Raw genomic sequence first — 23,887 nt, 5'->3', positions numbered from 1 at the left:
CTCACTGCTTGCAGACAGCGCCGCGGACCGGCTCCGGTGGGGTGCTGTAGATGTCCACCCCGTTCGTGCCCTGCACCAGCAAGCAGTACCTGGCCGCCGGATCGACCGGCACGGAGTAGCTGGTGGCGCGCTGCGCGAGGAACGTCCGGGTGGAACCGTCCTCGCCGGCCAGCAGGATCGCGAAGGACAGCGGCTCGCTGCTGCGCCAGGCCAGATCGATCACGTCGCCGCGGTCGGTGAGGTCGGCCAGTTCCAGCCGCACGGCGGGCCGGCTGCGCTCCGGGGCCGCGGCCGGCGCGGCACCCGGTGCCGCCGGTATGCCCAGGTCGGCGGGCTGGTTGAGCCGGAACAGCAACGCCGCGACGGCGACCAGGGCCAGCACCACCGCGGGGCCCCGGGCCGCCCGCAGGCGCGAGCGTCTGCGCGGGCCGAAGACCAGGAGCGGCCCGCCGGCCGGTCGCGGCGCGGTTGGCCCGGCGGCCGACGGCGGCGGGATTGGCCCGCCGGCTGGCTGCGGCGCTTTTGGCGCGCCGGCCGGTTGCGGCGGGATTGGCGCGCCGGCCGGTTGCGGCGCGGTTGGCCCGGCGGCCGACGGCGGCGGGATTGGTCCGTTGGCCGGTTGCGGCGCGATCGGCCCGGCGGCTGGCTGCGGCGCCGCCGGCCCACCGGCCGGCTGCGGCGCTGCCAGCTCGTTCCCGGCGGGGGCGACGGTGCGAAGGCTCGCGGCGACGGTGCGAAGGCTCGCGGCGACGGCGGCCGCACCCGGGGGCCGGTCGGCGGGGTTCTCGGCGAGCAGGGCGCTGATCACTTCGGCGAAGGCGGACGGCAGATCGTCCCGCTGCGGCGCGTCGGACGGCGGACTCCCGGTGAGGGCGAGGTGCAGCACCGCGCCCAGGCCGTACAGGTCCGAACGCTCGTCGGCTGTGCCGTCGCGCCGGTTCTCCGGCGCCGTGAAGTCTCTGCTCCGGGCGGAGGCGGCCGGGAAGGCGCGGCGCAGAGTCATCCCGAAGTCGGCCAGGACCGGCTCACCGTCGGCGCGGAACAGCACGTTGCCCGGTGTCACCGAGCCGTGCACGACCCCGGCCCCGTGTGCGGCCGTCAGGGCGTCGGCCAGGGCGATGCCCAGCGTCACCGAGTCGGCGACGGACAGCGGCCCGAACGCGGCGACGAGTTCGGGCAGGGACTGGCTGCACAGCTCCATCCGCAGCCCGTGGCGGCCGTCGCCGAGCTCGACCACCCCGCGGGTGAGCAGGATCGGCGCGTGCTCGGCCGGCCCGGCCAGCGCGTGCAGCTCGGCGTCGAGGCCGGCCCGGGTACGCCGGTCGAGCGGCCCCGGCAGCACCTTCACCGCGAAGGCTTCGCCGGTGGCACTGTCCACACCGGCCAGCACGGTGCCCGCCGCGCCGTCGCCCAGCGGCACCAGCTCGCCGTCGGCCGGGTCGGTCGTCATCGTTGTGTCCTCTTCGCCGCCGTCCGTTCCCGCCGCCCGGGGTGCCTGACCGCATCGTAGAGCGGTGCGGTCTCCCCGGCCGATCAGGTGCCGTCGCCGGAGTACAGGGAGAATCCCTGCGTACCGGTGCCTTGGTGGTTGCCGGAGTCGTTCTTGGCCGGTGCGACCTGGACGACCGCGCCGGCCGGGCCGGTCTGCTGCACGGTGACGGTGAGCCCGTAGGCCAGCGCGAGGTTCCCCGTGCCGGTGATCGTCGCGTGCAGATCGCGCCGTCCCGCAGTGGCGCACTGGTCGCGGCGCTCGACCCGGAAGGGGTGGGAGCCGGACCGGCATCGCCGGCGCAGGCCGACGAGGCGAGGAGGACGGCCGGGGCGAGCAGTGTCAGGGCGCGCCCCCGGATCACACCGGCACCGCGGACAGGCGCCGGCCGGCCGGGGCGGGTCCGTGGCGGTTCGGCCCGGGTTCGCCGGGCAGGGCCATGAAGACCAGCAGCACGAGGAAGCCGAAGGGCAGCAGGTTGATCAGTTGCAGCCAGCCGGAGTGGCCGACGTCGTGCAGGCGCCGCGCCACCAGGGCGGTCACGGGTACGACCGTGGCGAAGTAGTAGGCGATCAGGACGTACATGAGCCAGTCGGCGACGGCCACGCTCAGCGTCGCCAGCGCGACCACGATGACGGCGTGCACGAGCACGAACATCCAGTACTCGGTGCGGCGGGCCCGGCCCCGGTAGTCGGCGTACCGGCGCAGTGCCGAGAGGTAGTAGCGGTGCATGGCGGCCTCCCCGGACGTGCTTCCGCCCGCTCGGGCGGCACCGGGAACGCTAGGGCCGGGCCGGCCGCCACCGGGGCCGGTGGCCGCATCCGGCCACCGGCCCGGTCGCCGCGGCCGGCCTCAGGGTCAGCCGACGCCCTGCTGGGCGCCCTTCTCCACGTGGACACCGGCGCCGAAGTCGACCATGGCGTCCTGGCTCAGCCCGATGCCGTCCCAGAACTGGATCAGCAGGTACGTGCCCGAGGGCTGCTCCACCCACAGCGTCCGGCCGTCGGAGTTGTCCGGTCCCTTGACCAGCACACCCTTGTGGTCACCGACCTTGACGGCCTTGCCCGCCGGCGCTTCCTTCTGGTCCTTGGACTGGAGCATCACAGCGATCTTGCCGACGAAGCTGCGCGGGTCCTGCAGGGGGTTGGCCGACGGATCGACCTTCGGCCCGCCGGCCGCGCTGCGCGGCGCGAGCACGATGCTGGAGGCGTCGTCGGCCTGCACGAACCAGCCGTCCGGCACCTTGTCCAGGCTGAAACCCTTGGGCTGCCTGCCGGTGTAGGACACGAGCTGGGTGGCCGCGGCGGCGACGGCGGGCCGGTCGGCCGGCTGCTGCGCCTGCCCGGCGGCGCCCGGGCCGCCGGCGAAGGAGAACGCGGCCACGATCGCGGCGACGGCGAAGGCGGAACCGCCGACGGCCAGCGCGGTGCGGCGGTGGCGCGGGCCCGTACCGGCGGGGTCGGACTGGGGGTGCAGATCCATGGTGAGGTCACTCCTGGAGGGAACGGCTGCGTGGACCGGGGCTGGTCCGCACAGGCGATCGAGTCGCACCCCCCAGACGGATGCGCGCACGGCGGGGTTGCATGCGCGGGCGACCGGTTCGGTGCGGGTCTCAGCGACTCCGCCAGAGCAGCCAGACGAAATACGGCGCGCCGATCAGGGCGGTGACCAGACCGGCGGCCAGCTGCGCCGGGGCGATCACGGTACGGCCCAGTGTGTCGGCCACGCTCACCAGCAGCGCACCGATCAGCACAGCCACCGGCAGGACCCGGGAGTGCCGGGCCCCGACCAGCGCCCGGGCGGCATGCGGTGCGACGAGACCGACGAACGCCAGCGCCCCGACCGCGCACGCCGCGGCCGCGGTGAGGACGGCCGCGAGGGTCAGGTAGGCCGGCCGGGCCCGGCTCAGCGGGATGCCGAGCACTCGCGGCACGTCCTCGTCGAGCGCGACCAGGTCGAGCGTCCGGGCCCCGGACAGCGTCAGCGGCAGGGCCACCAGCAGCGCCAGGGCCGCCGGCAGGAGCTGGTCGGCGTCGCGGCCGTAGGTGGAGCCCGCGAGCCACATCAGGGCCAGGTTGACGTTCCAGGGTGACACCAGCACGACCACCAGCGTGGTGATCGCCGCGGCGCCCGCGCTCACCCCGACGCCGATCAGCACGATCCGGTCCGACGACGGCCCGCGCCCGGCCGCGAGCCGGTAGACCAGGGCGAACGTGGCCAGCGCGGCCACCGTCGCGGCGCCCATGATCGGCCAGACACCGATGCCGGGCAGCACCAGCACGACCACGACGGCGCCGACGCTCGCGCCCGGGGTGACGCCGAGCAGGCTCGGCTCGGCCAGTGGGTTGCGGCACACCGCCTGCACGACCGTGCCCGCCAGGGCCAGAGCCGCGCCGCCGAGCAGCGCCGCGCCGGCGCGCGGCCAGCGCTGGTCGAGCACGAAGGACACCTCGCGGCCCGCGGTGCCACGCCACCAGTTCAGGACGTCGCCGAGCAGCACCAGCCGGTCACCGAGCAGCAGCGCGCCGATGGCCGCGGCGACCAGCGCGACCCCGAGCACGGTGCTGACGCCGATGACCCAGCGCGGCGACCGCGCGGTGCCGTGGGCGCCGCGCGCCTGCGTGGCGGCCGGTCCGCCGTCGCGCAACCGCCGGGCCAGCCAGACCAGCAGCACCGCTCCGGCCAGCGTGGTCACCACGCCGGTCGGCACGGAGATCGCCACGTCGGCGGCGACGAACGCCCGGATGAGCACGTCGGCGGCCACGATGACCAGGGCACCGACCGTTGCCGCCAGCGGCAGCAGCAGCAGGTGCCGGCCGAGACCCGGCACCCGCCGGGCCACCAGGCGGGCGATCACCGGCGCGGACAGGCCGACGAAGCCGATCGGCCCGGTGACCGTCACGGCGATCGCCGCGAGCAGCACCGCCAGCAGGACCGCGAACAGCCGGGTACGGCGCACGTCGACGCCCAGCACCCGCGCCGAGTCGTCGCCGAGCCCGAGCACGTCGAGGCGATGCGCCAGCAGCAGCGTGCCCAGCACCCCGGCCGCCACGACGGGCGCGGCCGTGGTGACCTGGTGCGCGCCCGACTGCACGGTGGTGCCGCTGCCCCAGGCGAACAGGCCGACGGTGTTCTGCTGGAACAGCATGAGCAGGACGGAGGTGAGCGCGTTGAGGGCGAGCGCGATCGCGGATCCGGCCAGGACCAGCCGCGCGGGCCCGCCGGCCCCGCCGCGCGACACGAGCAGCACCAGCCCGGCCGCGGCGAGACCGCCGAGGAACGCGACCAGCCCGCTGACCACGAACGGCAGCGAGACGCCGAACGCCGCGACCGCCACGACTGACACGTACGCGCCCGCGTTGACGCCGAGCGTGTCCGGGGCCGCGAGCGTGTTGCGGGCGACCGACTGCAGCGTGGCGCCGGCCATCCCGACCGCCGCTCCCGCCAGCAGTGCCGCCAGCAGTCGCGGAATCCGGCTGGCGAGCAGCACCGCCACGGCCTCGCCGCGGGTGCCGTCCTCGTGTGCCCAGGGCAGCACGGCGCGCAGGAGCTCCCCGATGCTCAGCTCGGCAGTGCCCTGCGTGAGGTGCACAGTGGACAGCACGAGCAGCAGCGCGCCGGCGAGAGCGAAGACGCCGGCCGCGCGGAACGGGGAGCGGGCGGGCGCGCCGCCCTCCGGTGCGGTGGTGACCGTGGGGGAGGGCGGCGCGTGCGTCGTGTCGGTCACGGCGTAACCGGTCAGGCGCCGGTCAGCGCGGTGATGAGCGCGTCGATGTAGGCCTGGGCGGACGGCGGCCCGCCGAACATCCAGATGCCGTCCGGGAGACGGTGCAGGTTGCTCTCCTTGACGAAGGGCAGCTGCTTCCATACGGCGTTGCCGGTGAGCGCGGCGACGAACTCGTCACCGCCGTCGGCCTTGTTGGCCACGTACACGAAGGAGGTGGCCGGGTCCTTGATCTTCGTCAGGCCCTCGATGTCGGTCTGCGCGAGACCGTAGTCCTTGTCACCGCCGGTGGTCCACTGGTTCTTCAGCCCGAGCTCGGCGGCGACCCCGCCGAAGAAGGACGTCGGCGTGAACAGTCGCAGGGAGACGGTGCCGGAGTCGATCCAGCCGTCGGCCATGGTGAACGGCGCACCGGCCTTGCCGGCCTGCGCGAGCTTCGCCTTGCCGGCGGCGACGTACGTGTCGAACTCCCGCAACAGCTGCGCGCCACGGCCCTGGGTGCCGGTGGCCTGGGCCAGCACGGTCACGGTACGCCGCATGTAGCCGATCGGGTCGGTGCCGTCGGAGCCGCGCAGGGTGAGCACGGGTGCCTGCTCGGCGATCTGCGCGATGACGTTCTCCGGCAGGTCGGTCGTGGTGACCACCAGGTCCGGGCGCAGCGCGGCGATGGCGTCGAGGCTCGGCTCACCGCGGGTGCCGACGTCGGGCGTCGACGCGTCGATCGGCGCGACGGTGTTGTAGTTGTTGTAGCCCTTGACGTCGGCCTGGCCGATCGGCTTGACGCCCAGGGCGACGAGGTTCTCCGACAGGCCCCACTCCAGCGACACGATGCTGCGGGCGGGCGCGTCGAGGTGCACCGGCCCGCGTTCGTCGGTGAGGTCCACCGGGCCGGACGAGATGGCCGGGCCGGGGCTGCCGGCGGCGTCGGCGGCGTCCTCCGTGGTGCCGCAGGCGGCGAGGAAAAGGGCGGTCATCGCGACAGCGAGTGCGCGGATGGCGGGCATGGTCGGTCCTTCTGATCGGGTGGGACGGTCGGTCAGTTCGGGCGGGCGGGGCGGTGGGTGTGCCGGCCGACGGGCTGGGTGCGGACCCGTCCGGCCGCGTCGACGTGCACGTCGACGCGCAGGCCGTAGACGTCGGTCAGCAGTTCCGTGGTGAGCACCTCGGCCGGGCGGCCCGCGGCCCGCACCACGCCGCCGTGCAGCAGCACGACGTGGTCGGCGACGGCGGCGGCCTGGTCGAGGTCGTGCAGCACGACACCGACGGCGACGCCGTGGTCGTCGGCGAGCTCGCGGACGATGTCGAGGATCTCCACCTGGTAGCGCAGGTCGAGGAACGTGGTGGGCTCGTCGAGCAGGACCACCCCGGTGTCCTGGGCCAGGCAGGTGGCCAGCCAGACCCGCTGCAGCTCGCCGCCGGACAGCTCGTCCACCGGGCGGTCCGCCATGGCCGCGACGCCGGTCAGGGCCATGGCCCGCGCGACGACGTCCGGCCCGTCGGCGTCCCCGGCACCGAAGCGACCCCGGTACGGGTGCCGCCCGTAGGCGACCACATCGCGCACCAGGACGCCGCCGGGAGTCGGGTGGGACTGGGTGAGCAGCGTGACGCGGCGGGCGAAGTCGCGGGGCCGCAGCGCGAGGGCGTCCTGCTCGGCGTCGAGCCGGACCGTGCCGCGGTCGGGCTTGTGCAGGCGGGCCAGGCAGCGCAGCAGCGTCGACTTGCCGGAGCCGTTCGGCCCGACCAGCGCGACCACCGTGCCGGCGCGCAGCTCGAGGCCCGCGTCGTGCACCACCGTCCGGCCGTCGTAGGCGAGGGTGAGCGCGGCGCCGGCCAGCACGGCGGACGGTGGGGAGCTCGTCATAAGGTTAGGCTAGCCTAACCGTGATCTTGAAGGAAAGCCGGACCCCCTGACGAAAGGCTGCTCATGCCCGCTGTCCTCCTGGCCGAAGTCGTGGCCGTCCGCCCGCTCAGCCCGCACGCCGTCGCCGTCACGTTCGACGGCCCGGAGCTGTCCCGCCTCGCCTACAGCGGCGCCGACCAGCGCATCAAGCTGTTGTTCGCCCGGGACGGCCGGCGGGCGCCGGTGCTGCCGGCGGCCGACGACTGGTACGGCTCGTATCAGGCCATGCCGGCGGAGGTGCGCCCGGTCATGCGCACGTACACCGTGCGGTCGCAGGATCCGCGCAGCGGCCGGGTCGACGTCGAGTTCATCCTGCACGGCGACACCGGGCCGGCCTCGGCATGGGCCTCGGCGGCCCGGCCCGGGGATCTGCTGGGCATCATCGCGGCCACCGCCGAGGACGACGGCGCCCAGGCCCGCCCGTACGCGCCCGGCGACGCGGACTGGCAGCTGCTGGTGGGGGACGCGACCGCGCTACCGGCCATCGCCTCCATCCTCGAGCAGTTGGACGCCGACGCCTGCGCCCGGGTGTTCGTCCAGGTGCCGTCGCCGCAGGACATCCGGGAGCTGGCCACGCCCGCCGCCGACGTGCGGATCACCTGGCTGACCGGCGTCGCGCCGGCCGAGGCGGTACGAGACGCCGAGCTGCCCACCGGCAGGCCGTACGCGTGGGTGGCGGGGGAGACCGCGATGGTGCGGGCGCTGCGCCGCCACCTCGTGGGCGAGCGGGGCCTGGACGCCCGGGCCCACTACTTCGGCGGCTACTGGCGGGCCGGAGTCGCCGAGGACGCCCGCGCCGAATGACATCTACCCCTGTGGATGCTTTTTGATCGCCGGCGTGGTACTCCGGTTCTAGAGGCGGCCCATCGGTGGGACGCCGTGGCGTACTCCACGAGGAGGTGGCCATGACAGCGACACCGGAGTTCGGCCGCGGATCGGGAATCTTCCGCCGCAAGCCGGTCGAAGAGATCGCCGACGAGGGAGAAACCGGCCTGTCCCGCACGCTCGGACTGTGGCAGCTGACCGCCATCGGGGTCGGCGGCATCATCGGCGCCGGCATCTTCGCGCTGGCCGGCGCGGTGGCCAACGAGACAGCCGGGCCCGCCGTGCTGATCTCGTTCCTGATAGCGGGCATCGCCAGCGCCGCCGCCGCGCTGTCCTACGCGGAGTTCGCCGGCATGATCCCGAAGGCGGGTTCGGCCTACACGTACGGCTACGTCGTGCTCGGCGAGATCGTCGGCTGGTTCATCGGCTGGGACCTGCTGCTGGAGTACATCGCGATCGTGGCGGTGGTGGCGATCGGCATCTCCGGCTACTTCGGGTTCCTGATGGGCGAGCTCGGCGTGGACCTGCCCGCGTGGATGCTGGGTGCGCCCGGCAGCGGCGACGGGCACGTGGTGGACCTGTTCGCCATGGTGTTGTGCCTGCTGATCGCCTTCCTGCTCAACCGCGGCATCAAGGCGGCGGCCCGGTTCGAGACCGCCGTGGTCGCACTCAAGATCGTCGTGGTGCTGCTGGTGGTCGTGGTCGGCTTCTTCTACGTCAGGTCCGAGAACTACCACCCGTTCTTCCCGTTCGGCGTCAGCGGCGCGATCACCGGCGCCGCCACCGTCTTCTTCGCCGTCTTCGGCTACGACGCGATGAGCACGGCCGCCGAGGAGTCCCGCGACGCCAAGAAGCACCTGCCCAAGGCGATCATCTACTCACTGGCCGTCTCGATGGTCCTGTACGTGCTGGCCACCCTGGTGCTCACCGGCATGCAGAACTACCGCGAGATCGACCCGGAGAGCGGCTTCTCCTCCGCGTTCGCCTCGGTCGGGCTGTCCGGGCTGGCCGACGTCATCGCGGTCGGCGCGATCATCGGCATCCTCACCGTCATGTTCACCTTCATGCTCGGCGTGACCCGCGTCTGGTACGCCATGAGCCGCGACGGCCTGCTGCCGGCCTGGTTCGCCAAGGTGCACCCGGTGCGCCGGGTGCCCAGCCGGGTCACCTGGATCGCCGGCGTGGCCTCGGCGATCATTGCCGGGCTGCTGCCCATCCGGGAGGCGGCGGAGCTGACCAACATCGGCATCCTGCTGGCCTTCGTCGTGGTCTGCGTGGCGGTGATCGTGCTGCGCTACCGGCGCCCGGAGCTGCCCCGCTCGTTCCGGCTGCCCGGCATGCCGGTGATCCCGGCGCTGGGCGTGATCTTCTCCATCTGGCTGATCACCTTCCTCACCCCGACCACCTGGTTGCGCTTCGCGGTGTGGTTCGTGATCGGCCTGATCGTCTACTTCGGCTACAGCCGCCGGCACTCCAGGCTCAACGATCGGGTCACCGAGGGTCCATGAACATGTCGAAGAAGGCGGACTTGCGCTGCTCGTACTTCTCGGGGCGGTCCCGGTGCCGCAGCTTCATGGCGTTGTAGGCGTCGACCAGAGCGGGATCCGCCGCGAGCAACTGCCACCCGCGGCGGAACCGGGTGTCGTGCTCGGAGCCGACCGGCGTCACCGCGACGCCGGTCGGCAACGGCGCGCCCGGGACCTCGAACGTCGCCAGCGACTCCTGCCAGATCTCCGGACGCACCACCACATAGATCTCCCGCAGGGCGGCGACGGCCGCGCCGAACCCCGCCGCGGGCACCCGCAGGTGCAGGTCCACGTCGCCCTTGGTCAGGGCGCCGGGTACGGAACTGCCGCCGACCAGGGCCAGCTCGTGCTCGCCCAGCAGAGCGGCCAGGCGGGCCTGCTCGTGGGCGAGGATCGCGCGGGCCGTAGTGATGACCTCGGCGGCCGGCCGCAATTCCGGTATCTCCATCACACCGATCCTGCCGTACCCCCTTGACGGGCGGAGGTTGCGGCGGGGTGCTCCTACCATCGGGGGGATCCTGGAGGAGGACCATTGCCGACCCGCAGCCTGACCCAGACCGAGGCCGAGACCCGCGCCGCCCTGCTCTCGGTCGACCGGTACGACATCGCCGTCGACCTGACCGACCTGCCGACCGGGCCGCACGTGCGGTCCGTGTCCACGGTGACCTTCACCTGCCGGGAGCCCGGCGCCCGGACCTTCGTCGACTGTGCCGCCGAGGTGGTGGGCGCCACGCTCAACGACCGGCCGCTCGGTCCGGCCGCCGACGGCCGGATCGAGCTGGACGGGCTCGCCGCCCGCAACGTCCTGCGGGTGGAAAGCGTGCAGGCCGACACCACCGAGGGTGAGGGCGTGCACAAGGCCGTCGACCCGGCCGACGGCGAGGTGTACGTCTGGATGTCGTTCGAGCCGGACGAGGCCCGGTACGTGTGGGCGTGTTTCGACCAGCCTGATCTCAAGGCGCCGCACGCGTTCACCGTCACCGCCCCGGCCGGCTGGACCGTGACCAGCAACTCCGGCTCCGGCAACGCCCGGGTACGGGAGGTGGGCGAAGCCCGCATCTGGACGTTCCCCGACACCCCGGCGCTCTCGCCCTACAACACCGTCATCAACGCCGGCCCGCTGTACGAGATCCGGCGCGAGGTCGACGGCCGTGACCTGGGCCTGTTCACCCGGCGATCGCTCGCCGCGGTGCTGGACCGCGATGCCGCCGAGATGTTCACGCTGACCAGTCAGGGCCTGGCCTTCTACGGCCGGGTCTTCGGGATGCCGTTCCCGCAGCGCACCTACGACCAGGTGTTCATGCCCGAGTTCGGCGGGGCGATGGAGAACTACGGCTGTGTCACCTGGTCGGACGTCTTCCTGCGGCGCAGCACGCCCACGCCGGCCGAGCGGGGGCTGCTCGCCCGGGTGCTGCTGCACGAGATGGCGCACATGTGGTTCGGCAACATCGTCACCATGCGCTGGTGGGACGACCTCTGGCTCAACGAGGCGTTCGCCGAGTTCGCGTGCCACTGGGCCGCGGTGAGCGCCACGGCGTACACGGATGCCTGGGCGGCGCATCTCGCGGCGGAGAAGCTCACCGCGTACGTCGCGGACCAGGGCCCGACCTCGCACCCGATCAGCCTGCCGATCCGCGACGTCGCGCAGGCGGCGTCGATCTTCGACGCGATCACCTATCCCAAAGGTGCCTCGGTTCTGCAGCAGCTCATGACCTACGTCGGCGAGGACAACTTCGCCGCCGGCATGACCGCCTACTTCGCGCAGCACGCCTGGGGCAACACCACCCTGCAGGACCTGATCGACGCGCTGGGCGCGGCCGGTGGGCGTGACCTGAACGCCTGGCGCCGCGGCTGGCTGGAGACGGCCGGGACCGACCGGCTCACCCTGGAGACGGACGGCGACGACGTGGTGCTCGTGGGCCGCGGTCCCGCGGGTGACCCGCGACCGCAGGTGGTGGGCGTGGGTGCGTACCGCCGCGACGGTGACCGGCTGGAGCGCACCGCGCTGGTCCGGGTCGAGGTGCAAGGTCCGCGTACGCCGGTGACAGTGCCCGCCGGAGCCGACTTCCTGCTGGCCAACGACGACGACCTGACGTTCGCGACCACCCGGCCGGCCGCCGGTGACACCGCCGGGCTGCTGGCCGCGGCGCCCGCGCTGCCGACCGCCGTCTCGCGTGGCGTGGCGGTGGCCACGGTCTACGACATGCTGATCGCGGGCGAGATCGCCGCCCGCGACGCGGCGCACTGCGTGCTGGACGTGCTGCGCGTGGAGACGTCGGACGCGGTGATCGAGCCCTATCTGACGATGGCCGGCACCATCGCGGAGATGTGGTCGCCGGAGGCCGAGCGGGCCGGGCTCACCGCCGCGGTCGCCGCCGTCTGCCGCGAGCTGGCCGGACAGGACGGCCGCCGCCAGGTGGCGCTGCGGGCGTTCGCCCGGTCGGCCGGCGACCTGGACGCCGTGGCGTGGCTGCAGGAGCAGGCCGGTGACGACGTGGACCTGCGGTGGCACGCGCTGGTGCGCAAGGCCGAACTGGGCGCGCCGACCGCCGGCGAGGTCGACGACCTGCTCAAGCGCGACCCGGACCCGGACGCGCAGCGGCGCGCCCTGGCCGTACGGGCCGCCGCCCCGGACCCGGGCGAGAAGGCGGCGGTGTGGCAGACGCTGGCCGTCGACCGTTCCGTGCCGGTCGGCTCGTTCGGCCCGGTCGCCGCGGCGTTCTGGGTTCCCGGCCAGGACGAACTGCTGGCGCCGTACGCGGAGAAGTACCTGGAGCTGCTGCCCGGCCTGGACCGGGGCGGCATGATCCTGGCGATGGCCTACACCGGCCGGCTGTTCCCCCGCTTCGGAGTCGACGAGGCGTTCCTCGACCGGGCGGAGGAGGCGGCCACGCGGGTCGCTCCGGTGGTCGGCAAGACGCTGCGGGAGCGCTCCGACCTGGTCCGCCGGATGCTGCGTTCCCGGGCGAACGGGAGCCGCTGACGGCGGCTGACAGCAGCGGGTCGCCCCGGGCCGGCACGGCGCCCGGGGCGATCCCAGTCCGCAGCCGGTTCGTCGATGTCATCGTTCGGGAGGCAGGGCGAAGACGTCCTCGGCACCAGTCACGCAGTTGTTCAAGAGCCCGGGGGACAGTGGCCAAGGATCGTTCGTCACCACCTCGGCCCGCCAGCCGCCTGTGTCCAGCCCGTCACCGCGGTATGTGGTCAACCGGTCGGCGATCGCGTCACCGATCAGGCCCGCGTGCTCGAGGACGACATAGAAGGCGTCAGCGGCACACGACACCATCGCCTCGGCGTCGTCAGCACTGGTACCCGGGTTCAGCTCCTGGTACATCCGGCGGGCGGCGACCAGGAGACGGCCGGCATCGGTGACGGTGAAGTCCCGCCGCAGGCGTATCGACAGGTTCATGCCGTCGACCAGCTGATCTCCCGCGCTGACATCATCGATCCCTGTCATCGCTGCAGAGTAGCGATGGTCCTGGCGCGTTCCTCGCCCCGACGTTCTGGTCTCATGGACGCATTCGGGTGTCTGCCGATGCGAGATGGAGGAGCGCGACCAACGGAGCTCACCGGCGTGATGGCCACCGACGCAGGGCCGGCGCCCACCGCTGTCAGGTCACCCCGGGTGGGTCCACCGGTCGTACGGGTGGCGGCCCGGCCGGAAACCGTGTGCCTCGACCATGTCGACCGCCGCGGAAAGGCCGGTGCCGACGGCTTCCGGAACGTGGGCGTCGCTGCCGAAGGTGACCACCTTGCCGCCCTCGTCGCGCCACCAGCGGACGATCTCCGCGGCCAGCGGGATGCGGGTGTTGACCTCCAGCGTCCGGTCCGTGGCGGCGAGGGTGCGCAGCGCGTGCCGGAACTCGTCCTCGAAGGCGTACAGGTCGAACGGCCCGGCGTCGGCCGGCCAGCCACGGACGGCATAATCCAGGTGGGCGAGGACCTCGAAAGCATCCGTACGGGCGATCAGCTCGGCGATCTCGGCCAGGTAGAGCCGCAGCACCTCAACGGCCGGGCGCTGCCGGTAGAGAGCGTTCGCCTCGACGAGGTCGCCGTCGACGGGCAGGGCGTGCAGCGAGCCGAGCACCCGTTCGTAGCGGCCGGTGCCGAGCAGTTCGGCGACCGGCACGGCGTTCCAGTGGGGTTCACCCAGCTCGACGCCGCTGATGACGCGCAGCGACGGGAAGGTCTCGCGGCACCGCTGGATCGAGGCGAGATAGCGCTCCTGGTCCAGCTCGGGCGGGACCAGCACGCCGTCGGGGCCGGTCAGCTCGCGGCGCACCGGTGAGCGCTCGAGGACGACCTCGTCGACCGTCCACCGGGAGTGGTCGACGTGCTCGGTGAACGCGACGGCCGGGAGACCGAGCCGCACCGCGCGGGCGCAGGTCCGTTCCATGGAACCAGCAGGGGCGTCCCAGGAGAATTCGCTGTGTACGTGGCCGTCCGCGGGCTGAATCACTCGACCCAGGGTAGCGATCATGGTGCCGGCGTCGCGGGGTGGGTGCGCCCTGCCCGTGCTGACACCCCGCCGCGCCGGTCGCTTCGGGCACCGGAGGTGGCAGCACTGTTCGTCGGCGATCGACCACGTGTGGGCCGGCCGGGTCCAGACCCGACCGGCCCCCGCGGTGAGGAAGCGCGCCTACCGCCTCAGACGACCGTGCACGTCGTGCCGTTGAGGGTGAACGACGCCGGGCGCGGGTTGGTGGACCCGCGGTTGGCGTTGAAACCGAAGGTCACCGTCGCCCCCGGGGCCAGCGACGGGCTCCAGCTCTCGCCCGTGGCAGTCACCACCGTGCCCACCTGTGCCACCCGGGCCGACCAGCCCTGGGTGACCACCTGGCCCGCGGTGTACGACCATTGCAGGCTCCAAGCGCTGACCGTCGCCGTACCCGTGTTGGTCACCGAGACCGACCCGGTGAAGCCGGCGCTCCAGTCGCTCGTGGAGTACGCCACCTTGCAGCTGCCGGCCGCAGGGGTGTCCCCGGTCGAAGTGGTCACCGCCAGCGCCGCCGAGCGGGCCGAGCGGTTGCCCGCCGCGTCCCGGGCCGCCACCGTGAACTCGTAGCGGGTCGCCGCGCTCAGGCCGGTCGCCGTATAGGAGTTCGTGGTGGGCGAGCCGATCAGGGTGCCGTCGCGGTAGACGTCGTAGCCGGCCAGGCCGCTGCCGCCGGTGTCGGTCGAGGCCGGCCACGTCAGCGTCAGGCCGGTGGCGGTCACCGCGGTCGCGGCCGGGGTGCCGGGCACGCTGGGCGCGGCCGTGTCGGCCGGGGTGCTGCTGTAGGTCAGGCCGTAGCCGTACGCGAACAGCGGCGTCTTGCCGTCCCCGTCGTTGATCGGTTGCTGGCTCGCCGACTGCATCCAGGTCATCGGGAGCTTGCCGGTCGGCGCGTAGTCGCCGAACAGGACGTCGGCCACGCCGGCGCCCTCGCTGCCGGGCAGCCAGGCGGCCACCAGGGCGTTCCAGTTCGGCAGCTCGGTGGCGATGTCGAGCGGGCGGCCCGAGACCAGGACCACGATCACCGGTATGCCCGTGGCCCGCAGCCGCGACAGCGTGGCCAGGTCGGTGGCGTCCAGGCTCATCGAGCCGACCCGGTCGCCCTCACCCTCGGCGTACGGGGTCTCGCCCACGACGGCGATCGCCGCCCGGTACGTGTTGTCGATGCCGGTGCCGTCGCGCTGGTAGGTCACCGTGGCGTTGCTGCCCACCGCGCTGCGGATGCCCTGCAGGATCGACGTGCCGGGGTAGGTCGACCCGCTCGCGCCCTGCCAGGTGGTGGTCCAGCCGCCGGCCTGGTTGCCCAGGTCGTCGGCGCTCTTGCCGGCGACGAAGATCTTGCCGCCGGACTTGGCCAGCGGCAGGACCCCGCCCGCGTTCTTCAGCAGCACCTGCGACTTGCGCACCGCCTCGCGGGCCAGCGCACGGTGGGCGGCACTGCCGATCGTGGACGCGTACGTGCGGTCGGCGTACGGCTTCTCGAAGAGTCCCAGCTCGAACTTCTTGGTCAGGATGCGCCGGTTGGCGTCGTCGATGCGGGCCATCGGGATCTGCCCGGCCTGCACCGCCGCGCGCAGGTAGCCGAGGAACTGCTGCCAGTCGTTCGGCACCATGATCATGTCGAGGCCGGCGTTGATCGAGGCGGCCACCTCGGCCTGGGTGAAGCCGACCTGGCCGTCGATCTGGTCGATGGCCGCCCAGTCCGAGACGGTGAAGCCGGTGAAGCCCAGCTCGCCCTTGAGCAGGTCGGTGATCAGGTACTTCGAGCCGTGCAGCTTGGTCCCGTTCCAGCTGCTGAACGAGATCATCACCGAGCCGACGCCCCGGTTCACCGCGGCGGCGAACGGCGGCAGGTGCACGGCCCGCAGTTCGGCCTCGGTGAGCTGGGTGTTGCCCTGGTCGGTGCCGCCGGTGGTGCCGCCGTCCCCGATGTAGTGCTTGGCCGTGGCCAGCACGGACGCCGGGCCGTTCAGGGCGGTGCCCTGCAACCCGTCGATGACGGTGGTCATCGCCGTGGCGATCTCCGGCTTCTCGCCGAACGACTCGTACGTGCGGCCCCACCGGTCGTTGCGGGCCACGCACACGCACGGGGCGAACGTCCAGTCCTGCCCGGCCCCGGTGACCTCCTCGGCGGTGGCCCGGCCGATCCGCGCGGCCAGGTCGGGGTCGCGGGTGGCGCCGAGGCCGATGTTGTGCGGGAAGATCGTCGAGCCGAGCACGTTGTTGTTGCCGTGCACGGCGTCGATGCCGTAGATCATCGGGATCTGCAGCGGGGTGGCCAGCGCGCCGCGTTGCAGGTTGTCGTACATGTCGGCCCAGGCCGCCGGGGTGTTCTGCGCCGGGCCGGAGCCGCCGCCGGACAGCACCGAGCCGACCCGGTACTGGGTGAGCTGGGCCGGGCTGATGACAGCCCGTTCGGCCTGGGTCATCTGGCCGATCTTGTCGTCCAGGGTCATCCGGGCGAGCAGGTCGGTCACCCGGGTCGCGACCGGCAGGGCCGGGTCCTGGTAGGGCAGGACCGCGGCGGACGCGGGCGGTGGCCCGAACGCCGTCAGGGCGGTCACGGTGGTCGCGGCACACAAGGCCGCGCGGAGGGCAGTTCGCATGGGGTCCTGTCTCTGCTGGTGGGAGGCGGGGGAACGGGGGCTCAGCCGACGGTGCAGGCGGCACCGTTGACGGCGAAGGCGGTGGGCCTCGGGTTGGCGCCGGTGTGGGTGCCGTTCATGCCGAAACTCACCGAAGCGCCCGCGGCCACCGCGCCGTTCCAGCTCGCGTTGGTGACGGTCACCTGCGTACCGGTCTGGGTGGCGGTGGCCGACCAGGCCTGGGTGATCTTCTGTCCGGCGGTGTAGACGTAGGTCAGCGACCAGCCGTTGAGCGGCGCGGTGCCGGTGTTGGTCACGGTGACGTTCGCCGTGAAGCCGGCACTCCAGTCGGTGGTGCTGTAGGCGACCCGGCACGGCGCGCTGGGCCCGGTGCTGGGCGTGACCGACGGCGTGGCCGACGGGGTCGCCGACGGGGTGGCCGACGGCGTGGCCGACGGGGTGGCCGACGGCGTGGCCGACGGGGTCGGGTCCGGCCCGGTGCCGGGCTCGTTGCCCCAGACCCGCGTGGAGCCCTCGTACAGCGGGACGCCGGTGTTCGCGCCGGCGGCCGCCTGGTACGACGGGTCGTCGGTGGGGTCCCACGTGCCGCCCTCGACCACACCGATCTTGAGCTGCACCTCCATCCGGTGGGCCGACTGCCCGGCCGGGGCGATGGTGTAGCCGGTGCAGTCCACCTCGACGTACCAGATGTCGCCGGCATACTGCTTGGCCCCGGTCGGGCCCGGGCACCCCTGGGTGTACGGCGTGCTGACGGTCAGCGCGGCGTCCCCGTCACGGGTGAAGTAGTAGCGGAACTTCGCGGCGGTCAGGGCGCGCGCCGGGAAGGCCGACTTGTTGTAGACGATCACCTTGACGCCGGTCGAGCGGGTCTCGTTCTGCATCACCGTGGTCTCGACGGACAGCTCCGCCAGGTCCGGCTTCTCGGCCTGCGGGAAGTTGACCGCCGGCGGGCCGCCGTACTCGCCGTAGAGCCGGGCCACCGCCGAGGTGAAGCCGGCGTTGTAGTCGGTGGCGACCTCGTTCATCACGTAGTCGCCGCGGCTGTCGGTGTACGCGTCGTTCGGCGCCGACGGCCCGCCCACGAGCGCGCCGTAGAGCACGTGCCGGGTCTGCTCGGGCACCGTCTGGCTGTCCCACCAGGACCCGTGCGCGGTGCGGTGGTGCGGGTTCTTCGGCGAGTTGGCCCCGAAGCCGATCACGTAACTCGACTTGCGCGGGTTGTCGCCCAGCGCATAGTCGATCTGCTTGACGGCGAAGTCGTGGTAGCGCGTCTTGCGGGCGGCGTCGGCCAGGTGGTCGCTGTGCACGAGCGCGACGAAGGCGGTGTTGGCGGCGTACCGCAGGGCGCCCCAGGTGTCCACGACGACCATGCCGCCGGGGGAGGTGCGGACCTTCTCGCCGTTGACCCCGACGGTGAACCAGTCCAGCCACCGGTTGGCGTCGTCGAGGTACTTCTGCTTGCCGGTCAGCTGGGCCAGCAGCACGTAGGTGCCGTACTGCTTGTTGTCCCAGGAGATCGTCCACTTGTACATCTTGGTGCTGGTCTGGTTCTCGTTGCCCTGCGCGTCGTACCCGGCCTCGGCCTTGGCCAGATAGGCGGCGTCGCCGGTGGCGCGGTGCAGCCAGATCGCGCCCCACACCAGCTCGTCGGCGTAGCCGCTCCAGGACTTGTAGTACGACGTCGCGTCGGTGATGCACTCGTGGTAGTTCTTCCGGACCGTGTCGGCGAAGGTGTAGAGCTGCTTGGCGTGGGTGAGCAGCGTGTCGGCGTACCCGGGATCGGTCGCGCGGAAGACCATCGAGCTGGCCGCCATGGCGGCCGCCGTCTCCGCGGCCAGCTCCGTGCCGCCGCAGCTGGCGTCGATCTTGTACGCGGGCCGCGCCATCGGCAGCACCTCGGCCGGTCCCCACCACTTGTGGTCGGCGTCGCCGTTGCCGACCTGCCCGTAGAGCACGTTCGGGGCGGGGTGGGCCTTGATGAAGTAGTCGTTGGGCACCCGCAGGTTGTTCAGCAGGTGGGTGAGCTGGCCGGAGGCGGCGTAGGCGTCGCGGTTCTCCACCGCGCCCCAGGCCAGCATGGTGGTGGTGAACGCCATCGGCAGGCCGAACTTGACGTGGTCACCGGCGTCGAACCAGCCGCCGGTCAGGTCCAGGCCGACGTCCGAGCCGTCGCGCAGGGCCGAGTCGCCGCGCCAGGAGACCCGGTTCCAGGCCGGTTTGCGCCCGGCGACCTGGGCCTCGTAGAAGAACAGGGACTTCTGCAGGGCCTCGCCGTAGCTGTAGGTGGGGGCGGCGGCCGCGCCGGAGGGCGCGGCCAGCGCGATTCCGGCGGAGGCGAGCAGCAGGCCGACGAAGGACATGAGGAGATAACGGCGTGAGGGGGACAACGGTGGGCTCCTGTCCGGGGTATGGGAGCGCTCCCATATCGCTGTGCCTCGATTTAACCCGCAGATGACGGATGTGTGAAGCCCTGATTTCAGAGCGGCACATTCTTTGCATTGCAGTTGTATTGCGAAACGGCTATGGTGGTCCCGTTGCAGTCGTATGGCGATAGCAGGGGGCGGGATGTCCGTGATCGCGTTGTCCGAGGTGCGGGCCGGGACGCAGGAGCTGGTCGGCGGCAAGGCGGCCGGGCTGGCCGAGCTGATCCGGCACGGCGAGCGGGTGCCGCCCGGCTTCTGCGTCACGACCGAGGCCCACCGGCGCGGGGTCGTCCCGGCGGCCGAGATCCTGGCCGCGTACGAGAAGCTCGGTACGGGCCCGGTGGCGGTGCGCTCCAGCGCGACCGCCGAGGACCTGCCCGACGCCAGCTTCGCCGGGCAGCACGACACCATCCTCGGCGTCACCGGCGCCGACGACCTGCTGGCCGCGGTCGAGGCGTGCTGGGCGTCGCTGCACAGCGTCCGGGCGGTCGCCTACCGCGAGGCCCACGGCATCGCCCAGGACACGGTCCGGATGGCGGTGGTCGTGCAGCGGATGGTCGACGCCGAGGTGTCCGGCGTGCTGTTCACCGCCAACCCGCTGACCGGGAACCGCACCGAGATGATGGTCGACGCCGCCCCCGGTCCCGGCACCACAGTGGTCGACGGCACCGCCCCGGTCGACCACTACGTGCTCGGTCCGGCCACGCCTGCGGCCGGCGGATGCGCGCCCCCCGCGCTGCTCGAGCGTCTGCGCTCGGTGGGGGAGCGGCTGCAGGCACGGGCCGGCGGGCCGCAGGACGTGGAGTGGTCGGTGGACCGCTCCGGCGCGCTGTGGCTGCTCCAGTCACGGCCGATCACCACCTTGTTCCCGCTGCCGCCCCGGACCGGCCCGGAGCCCCGGGTGTACGTCGAGTTCGGTCACGTGCAGGGCATGCTCCAGCCGGTGACGCCGATGGGTCTGTCCACCCTCAAGGCCCAGATCGCCGGCATGCTCGCGGCCCTCGGCGTCCGGGCGGAGATCGTCGACATCGGCGGGCGGCTCTACGGCGACCTCACCGACCAGGCCCGCCACCCGTCCGCCCGCAAACGCCTGGTCAAACTCATGGCGGTCGACTTCGGCCCCCGCGCCCAGGCGGCCATGGTGTACGTCCTCGGCGATCCCCGGTTCGCCCCGCGCAAGGGCGCCGCGCCCCGCGCCGCCACCCCGTCGCTGCGTACGGCCGTCCGCGCGGTCACCGGCATCGTCGGCGCCCTCGCCCGCCCCGAAGCTGCCCGCGCCCGGATGGGCCGGGCCGTCGAGCAGTTGCGGCTCGCCGCAGTCCCCACCGAGGAGCTGCACACCGCCGCTGACCGGTTGCGCTTCCTCCGCGACAACGGCTCGGGCGCCGGCGCCGACGCCATCACCTGGCCGATCGTGGCCGGCATGCTGGCCGCCACCCTGCCGCAGCGGCTGCTCAAGGACATCGCGACCGCGGACGAGATCCACGCCGTCCTGGCCGGCATGCCGCACAACGTCACCATCGAGATGGACCTCGCCCTCTGGCGGCTGGCCCAGGGTGCCCGGCAGCACCGCGAGCTCCTGCTCGGCACGCCGCCGGCCGAACTCGCCGCCCGCTACCAGGCGGGTGAGCTGCCGGAGCTCGGCCTGGCCGCGTTCCTCGACCGGTACGGCCACCGCGGCGTCGCGGAGGTCGACCTCGGCGTCCCTCGCTGGTCCGAGGAACCGGCGCCGGTCTTCGCCATGATCGCCAACTGTCTGCGGGTGACCGACCCCGAACAGGCCCCCGACCGCCGGTTCGCCCGGGCCGCCGCCACCGCCGAGACCGCCCTGACCGACCTCGTCGCGCGGGCCCGCCGGCGCCGGCCGGTGCGGGGCCGCCTCGCCGGTTTCCTGCTGCGCCGGGCCCGTTCGCTGGCCGGCCTGCGGGAGACGGGCAAGTTCGCCGGCCTGTACCCGCTGCGGGAGATGCGCCGGCAGTTGCTGCTGCTCGGCGCCGACCTGACCGCCGCCGGCCGCCTCGACCGGCCGGACGACATCATGTTCGTCACCCTCGACGAGGCCGGTACCGACGCCGACCTGCGCGAGGTCGCCGCCGCCCGCAAGCTGGTCCACCAGCGCGAGTCGCGGCGCCGGACCGTCCCGGTCGCGCTGCTGTCCGACGGCACCGACGTCGAGGCGGTGCTGCCCGCGCCGCCCGCCCGGGACGGCGCGTTGCAGGGCGTGGGCGCCTCGGCGGGCCGGGTCACCGGACCGGCCCGGGTCGTCCGTGACCCGGCCGCCGCCCGCATCGAGCCCGGCGACATCCTGGTCGCGGCGACCACGGATCCCGGCTGGACGCCGCTGTTCCTGACCGCCGCCGCGCTGGTCACGGAAACCGGCGCGATCATGGCGCACGGCCCGACGGTGGCCCGCGAGTACGGCATCCCCGCGGTGATCTCGGTCCCCGGTGCCACCGAGCGGCTCACCACCGGCCAGCTGATCACGGTGGACGGCGCCACCGGCACCGTCACTCCCGTCAAGGTCACCTGAGCGGCCTCTCAGCGGCTCAGCCGGCGCTCAGGAAACCCCGCGCAGTCTGTTCGTCGAGTGAGGACAGCGACGAACGAACGGGGAAGCCATGCGGTGCAACGGAAACCAGGTGAGTCGCCGGCTGGTGCTGGCCGGCGGGGTGGGCGTGACGGCGGCAGCGCTGTTGCCCACAGCCGCCACCGCGGCGGGCCGGAACGGCGGGAGCGGGCGTGCCACGGCCGCGACGGAGGCGAAGGTGCGGTTGCGCTTGCCGGGGCCGGGCGGGCCGTACCCGGTGGGCACCGTGGATCTGCACCTGGTGGACCGGTCCCGCCCGGATCCGTACGTCACCGGGCAGCCGTACCGGGAGCTCATGGTCAACCTCACCTATCCGGCCCGGCGGGCTGCCGGGCCGGTCGTGCCGTGGCTCACGCCGGGCTGGGCCGGAGCGGCCGACGAGATCTTCGCCTTCGCCGCCGCGCCGGAACCGGCCGGGCGGGTGGACTGGGCCGGCACCCGCTCGCACGCCCGGGCCGGCGTGGCCGCCCGCGGTACGGACGACGGCTGGCCGGTGCTGGTCTACCAGCTGGGCCACTGGGGCTCGCACAGCACCAACCGGTGCGAGATCGAGGACCTGGCCAGCCGGGGGTACGTGGTCGTGACGTTCGAACCGACCTACGAGACGCCGGTCGTGTTCCCCGGCGGACGGCTCGTCCCGCCGCACCCGGCGGCGGACCCGCCCAACTCCGACGTGCACAGTCCCGAATTCCTGGCCTACGTGCGTCACATCTACGCGAGCCGCACCGCCGACGCCCGCTTCGTGCTCGACCGGCTCACCGCGCTGGGCGCCCGGGCGCTGCCCGCCGGTCTGCGCGCCGGCCTCGACCTCGGGCGGATCGGCGCGTTCAGCGGCATCACGGGCGCCGGCCTGATGACGCTGACCCTGATGGCGGCCGACGAGCGGGTCCGGGCCGGCGCGATCGGGGACACCGACGTCGGCTTCCCGACCGCCGACGGCGGCTGGCTCCCGCTGGCGCCCGTGGTCGAGCAAGGACTGGCGGGCGCGGTGCTGGCGATCCGGCCGGGCAGCGCGTACGGCGCGGCGAACCCGATGTGGGACCGGCAGTGGTCGGCCCTGCGCGGCTGGCGGCGCGAGCTGGAGCTGGTCGGCGGCGGGATGGGCTGGTGCAGCGACCTGCAGGTGGTGCTGCCGCAGGTGCGGCGAGGGCTCGGGCTGCCGGCGGACGCGCACGCCGGGATGATCGGCACGGTGTCGCCGGTCGCGGCGGTGGCGGCGACGCGGGCGTACCAGGCGGCGTTCTTCGATCTGCACCTGAAGGGCCGCCGGACCCGGCTGTTCAGCCGGCCGGGTACGGCGCACCCGGCGGTCCGGCTGGTCCGCTGACCTGCCGCCACCGGCGGCCGCCGGCTGATGCCGGCCGCGGTCGGGGAGCCCGCCCCGAGAACCGGGGGGAAGGGGCGGGCTCTCTCCGACCGGTGGGTAAGCGCTTGCCTGGATCGACAAAGCTTGATCTGATGGCGGCATGGAGCTTGATCGCAGGATGTTGTTGCGAGCCGCGCTCGGCGGTGCCGTCGCCGGTGGACTGGGGATCGCCGGACCGGCCGGCGCCGCCGAGCGCCGCCCGCCCCGGCACACGGTTTTCGTCGCGGGGGACTCGACCGCGGCCACGTACGCCCTCGCGGACGCGCCCCGCGCGGGCTGGGGCCAGGCGCTGCCGCTGTTCCTGCGGCCGGAGATCGCGGTGGTCGACGAGGCGCTCTCCGGCGCCAGTTCCAAGAGCTTCGCGGACCTGGGCCGGCTCGACCGTATCCTGGCCGCGATCCGTCCCGGCGACGTGCTGCTGGTGTCCTTCGGCCACAACGACGAGAAGGTCGAGGACCCGGCCCGCGGCACCGAGCCCTGGACGACCTTCCAGGAGTACCTGCGCCGCTACCTGGACGGCGCGCGGGCCCGCCGGGCCCGGCCCGTGCTGGTCACCCCGGTCGAGCGGCGGCGGTTCACCGCCGAGGGCGTGCCCTACCTGTCGCACGGGGAGTATCCGGCGGCGATGCGGGCGCTGGCCGGGGACACCGGTACGCCGCTGATCGACCTGACCGCGTCGTCGTTCGCCCGCTGGGGCGCCCTGGGTCCGGAGGCGACCAAGACGCACTTCCTCTGGCTGGACCCGGGCGTCTCGCCGAACTATCCCGCCGGGGTAGCCGACAACACCCACTTCCAGGCGCACGGGGCGATCGAGGTGGCCCGGCTGGTGGTGGCGGCCGGGCGGATGCTGCCGGGCCGGGACCATCGGGCGCTGTGCGACCCCGCGATCCCGGACGACTCGCTCGTCTGGCCCCCGACCCGGCCGGCCGAGAGCTGACCGGCATTC

17 protein-coding genes are annotated in these 23,887 nt (G+C 73.3%); 6 read left to right on the top strand and 11 right to left on the bottom strand.

Features of this window, described 5'->3' with window-relative positions; translation table 11 throughout:
• Position 1: 1 nt before the first annotated feature.
• The 6 genes from AB0C12_RS32385 to AB0C12_RS32360 all read right to left on the bottom strand — a co-directional run bounded on the left by AB0C12_RS32385 (position 2) and on the right by AB0C12_RS32360 (position 7,074).
• Positions 2-1,450 (bottom strand): protein kinase, encoded by a 1,449-nt coding sequence (locus AB0C12_RS32385; RefSeq protein WP_360553663.1) that lies wholly within the window; start codon positions 1,448-1,450, stop codon positions 2-4.
• 399 nt (positions 1,451-1,849) lie between these two features.
• Positions 1,850-2,221 carry a DUF805 domain-containing protein gene (locus tag AB0C12_RS32380; RefSeq protein ID WP_360553662.1) on the bottom strand — a complete coding sequence of 124 codons (372 nt, stop codon included), beginning with the start codon at positions 2,219-2,221 and terminating at the stop codon, positions 1,850-1,852.
• 126 nt (positions 2,222-2,347) lie between these two features.
• The gene (locus AB0C12_RS32375; protein WP_360553661.1) at positions 2,348-2,971 is read right to left on the bottom strand and encodes a hypothetical protein; all 624 of its coding nucleotides are present in this window, start codon (positions 2,969-2,971) and stop codon (positions 2,348-2,350) included.
• 130 nt (positions 2,972-3,101) lie between these two features.
• Positions 3,102-5,216 carry an iron ABC transporter permease gene (locus AB0C12_RS32370; protein ID WP_360553660.1) on the bottom strand — a complete coding sequence of 705 codons (2,115 nt, stop codon included), beginning with the start codon at positions 5,214-5,216 and terminating at the stop codon, positions 3,102-3,104.
• A gap of 11 nt (positions 5,217-5,227) precedes the next feature.
• Positions 5,228-6,217 (bottom strand): iron-siderophore ABC transporter substrate-binding protein, encoded by a 990-nt coding sequence (locus tag AB0C12_RS32365; protein ID WP_360553659.1) that lies wholly within the window; start codon positions 6,215-6,217, stop codon positions 5,228-5,230.
• A gap of 32 nt (positions 6,218-6,249) precedes the next feature.
• Positions 6,250-7,074 (bottom strand): ABC transporter ATP-binding protein, encoded by an 825-nt coding sequence (locus tag AB0C12_RS32360; RefSeq protein ID WP_360553658.1) that lies wholly within the window; start codon positions 7,072-7,074, stop codon positions 6,250-6,252.
• Between the two features lie 63 nt (positions 7,075-7,137).
• Between AB0C12_RS32360 and AB0C12_RS32355 the strand changes: the two genes are divergently transcribed.
• Together AB0C12_RS32355 and AB0C12_RS32350 are read left to right on the top strand one after the other, a co-directional pair.
• The gene (locus AB0C12_RS32355) at positions 7,138-7,917 is read left to right on the top strand and encodes a siderophore-interacting protein (RefSeq protein ID WP_360553657.1); all 780 of its coding nucleotides are present in this window, start codon (positions 7,138-7,140) and stop codon (positions 7,915-7,917) included.
• A 101-nt stretch (positions 7,918-8,018) separates the two neighbouring features.
• The gene (locus AB0C12_RS32350; RefSeq protein ID WP_360553656.1) at positions 8,019-9,446 is read left to right on the top strand and encodes an amino acid permease; all 1,428 of its coding nucleotides are present in this window, start codon (positions 8,019-8,021) and stop codon (positions 9,444-9,446) included.
• Here AB0C12_RS32350 and AB0C12_RS32345 read toward each other — a convergent pair.
• Positions 9,430-9,912 carry a GrpB family protein gene (locus AB0C12_RS32345; RefSeq protein ID WP_360553655.1) on the bottom strand — a complete coding sequence of 161 codons (483 nt, stop codon included), beginning with the start codon at positions 9,910-9,912 and terminating at the stop codon, positions 9,430-9,432. The genes AB0C12_RS32350 and AB0C12_RS32345 overlap by 17 nt on opposite strands.
• A gap of 84 nt (positions 9,913-9,996) precedes the next feature.
• Here AB0C12_RS32345 and pepN point away from each other — a divergent pair, with 84 nt between their 5' ends.
• Entirely contained in the window at positions 9,997-12,447 is a 2,451-nt protein-coding gene (gene pepN, locus AB0C12_RS32340; RefSeq protein WP_360553654.1) for an aminopeptidase N, read from the top strand.
• Between the two features lie 78 nt (positions 12,448-12,525).
• Here pepN and AB0C12_RS32335 read toward each other — a convergent pair whose 3' ends face one another.
• The 4 genes from AB0C12_RS32335 to AB0C12_RS32320 form a co-directional block, all read right to left on the bottom strand.
• A complete protein-coding gene (locus AB0C12_RS32335; protein ID WP_360553653.1) occupies positions 12,526-12,921 on the bottom strand; it encodes a hypothetical protein in 396 nt (131 codons plus the stop codon).
• A 159-nt stretch (positions 12,922-13,080) separates the two neighbouring features.
• Entirely contained in the window at positions 13,081-13,923 is an 843-nt protein-coding gene (locus AB0C12_RS32330; RefSeq protein WP_360553652.1) for a PHP domain-containing protein, read from the bottom strand.
• 188 nt (positions 13,924-14,111) lie between these two features.
• Positions 14,112-16,565 carry a glycoside hydrolase family 3 N-terminal domain-containing protein gene (locus AB0C12_RS32325; RefSeq protein ID WP_360553651.1) on the bottom strand — a complete coding sequence of 818 codons (2,454 nt, stop codon included), beginning with the start codon at positions 16,563-16,565 and terminating at the stop codon, positions 14,112-14,114.
• Between the two features lie 41 nt (positions 16,566-16,606).
• Positions 16,607-18,925, bottom strand: coding sequence for a glycoside hydrolase family 9 protein (locus AB0C12_RS32320; protein ID WP_360553650.1), 2,319 nt, complete (start codon positions 18,923-18,925; stop codon positions 16,607-16,609).
• Between the two features lie 205 nt (positions 18,926-19,130).
• On the opposite strand from AB0C12_RS32320, the gene AB0C12_RS32315 reads away from it, so the two are divergent.
• The 3 genes from AB0C12_RS32315 (at position 19,131) to AB0C12_RS32305 (ending at position 23,878) form a co-directional block, all read left to right on the top strand.
• The gene (locus AB0C12_RS32315; RefSeq protein ID WP_360553649.1) at positions 19,131-21,518 is read left to right on the top strand and encodes a PEP/pyruvate-binding domain-containing protein; all 2,388 of its coding nucleotides are present in this window, start codon (positions 19,131-19,133) and stop codon (positions 21,516-21,518) included.
• A gap of 109 nt (positions 21,519-21,627) precedes the next feature.
• Positions 21,628-22,902, top strand: coding sequence for a lipase (locus tag AB0C12_RS32310; RefSeq protein ID WP_360553648.1), 1,275 nt, complete (start codon positions 21,628-21,630; stop codon positions 22,900-22,902).
• A gap of 139 nt (positions 22,903-23,041) precedes the next feature.
• Positions 23,042-23,878, top strand: a complete 837-nt coding sequence (locus tag AB0C12_RS32305; protein ID WP_360553647.1) for a rhamnogalacturonan acetylesterase — start codon at positions 23,042-23,044, stop codon at positions 23,876-23,878.
• The last annotated feature ends 9 nt before the right edge of the window (positions 23,879-23,887 follow it).

It is taken from the genome of Actinoplanes sp. NPDC048967, assembly GCF_040649415.1.
GTDB lineage: Bacteria > Actinomycetota > Actinomycetes > Mycobacteriales > Micromonosporaceae > Actinoplanes.
The sequence above is the reverse complement of the archived record's forward strand: the minus strand, read 5'-3'. Positions and strand labels throughout refer to the sequence as shown.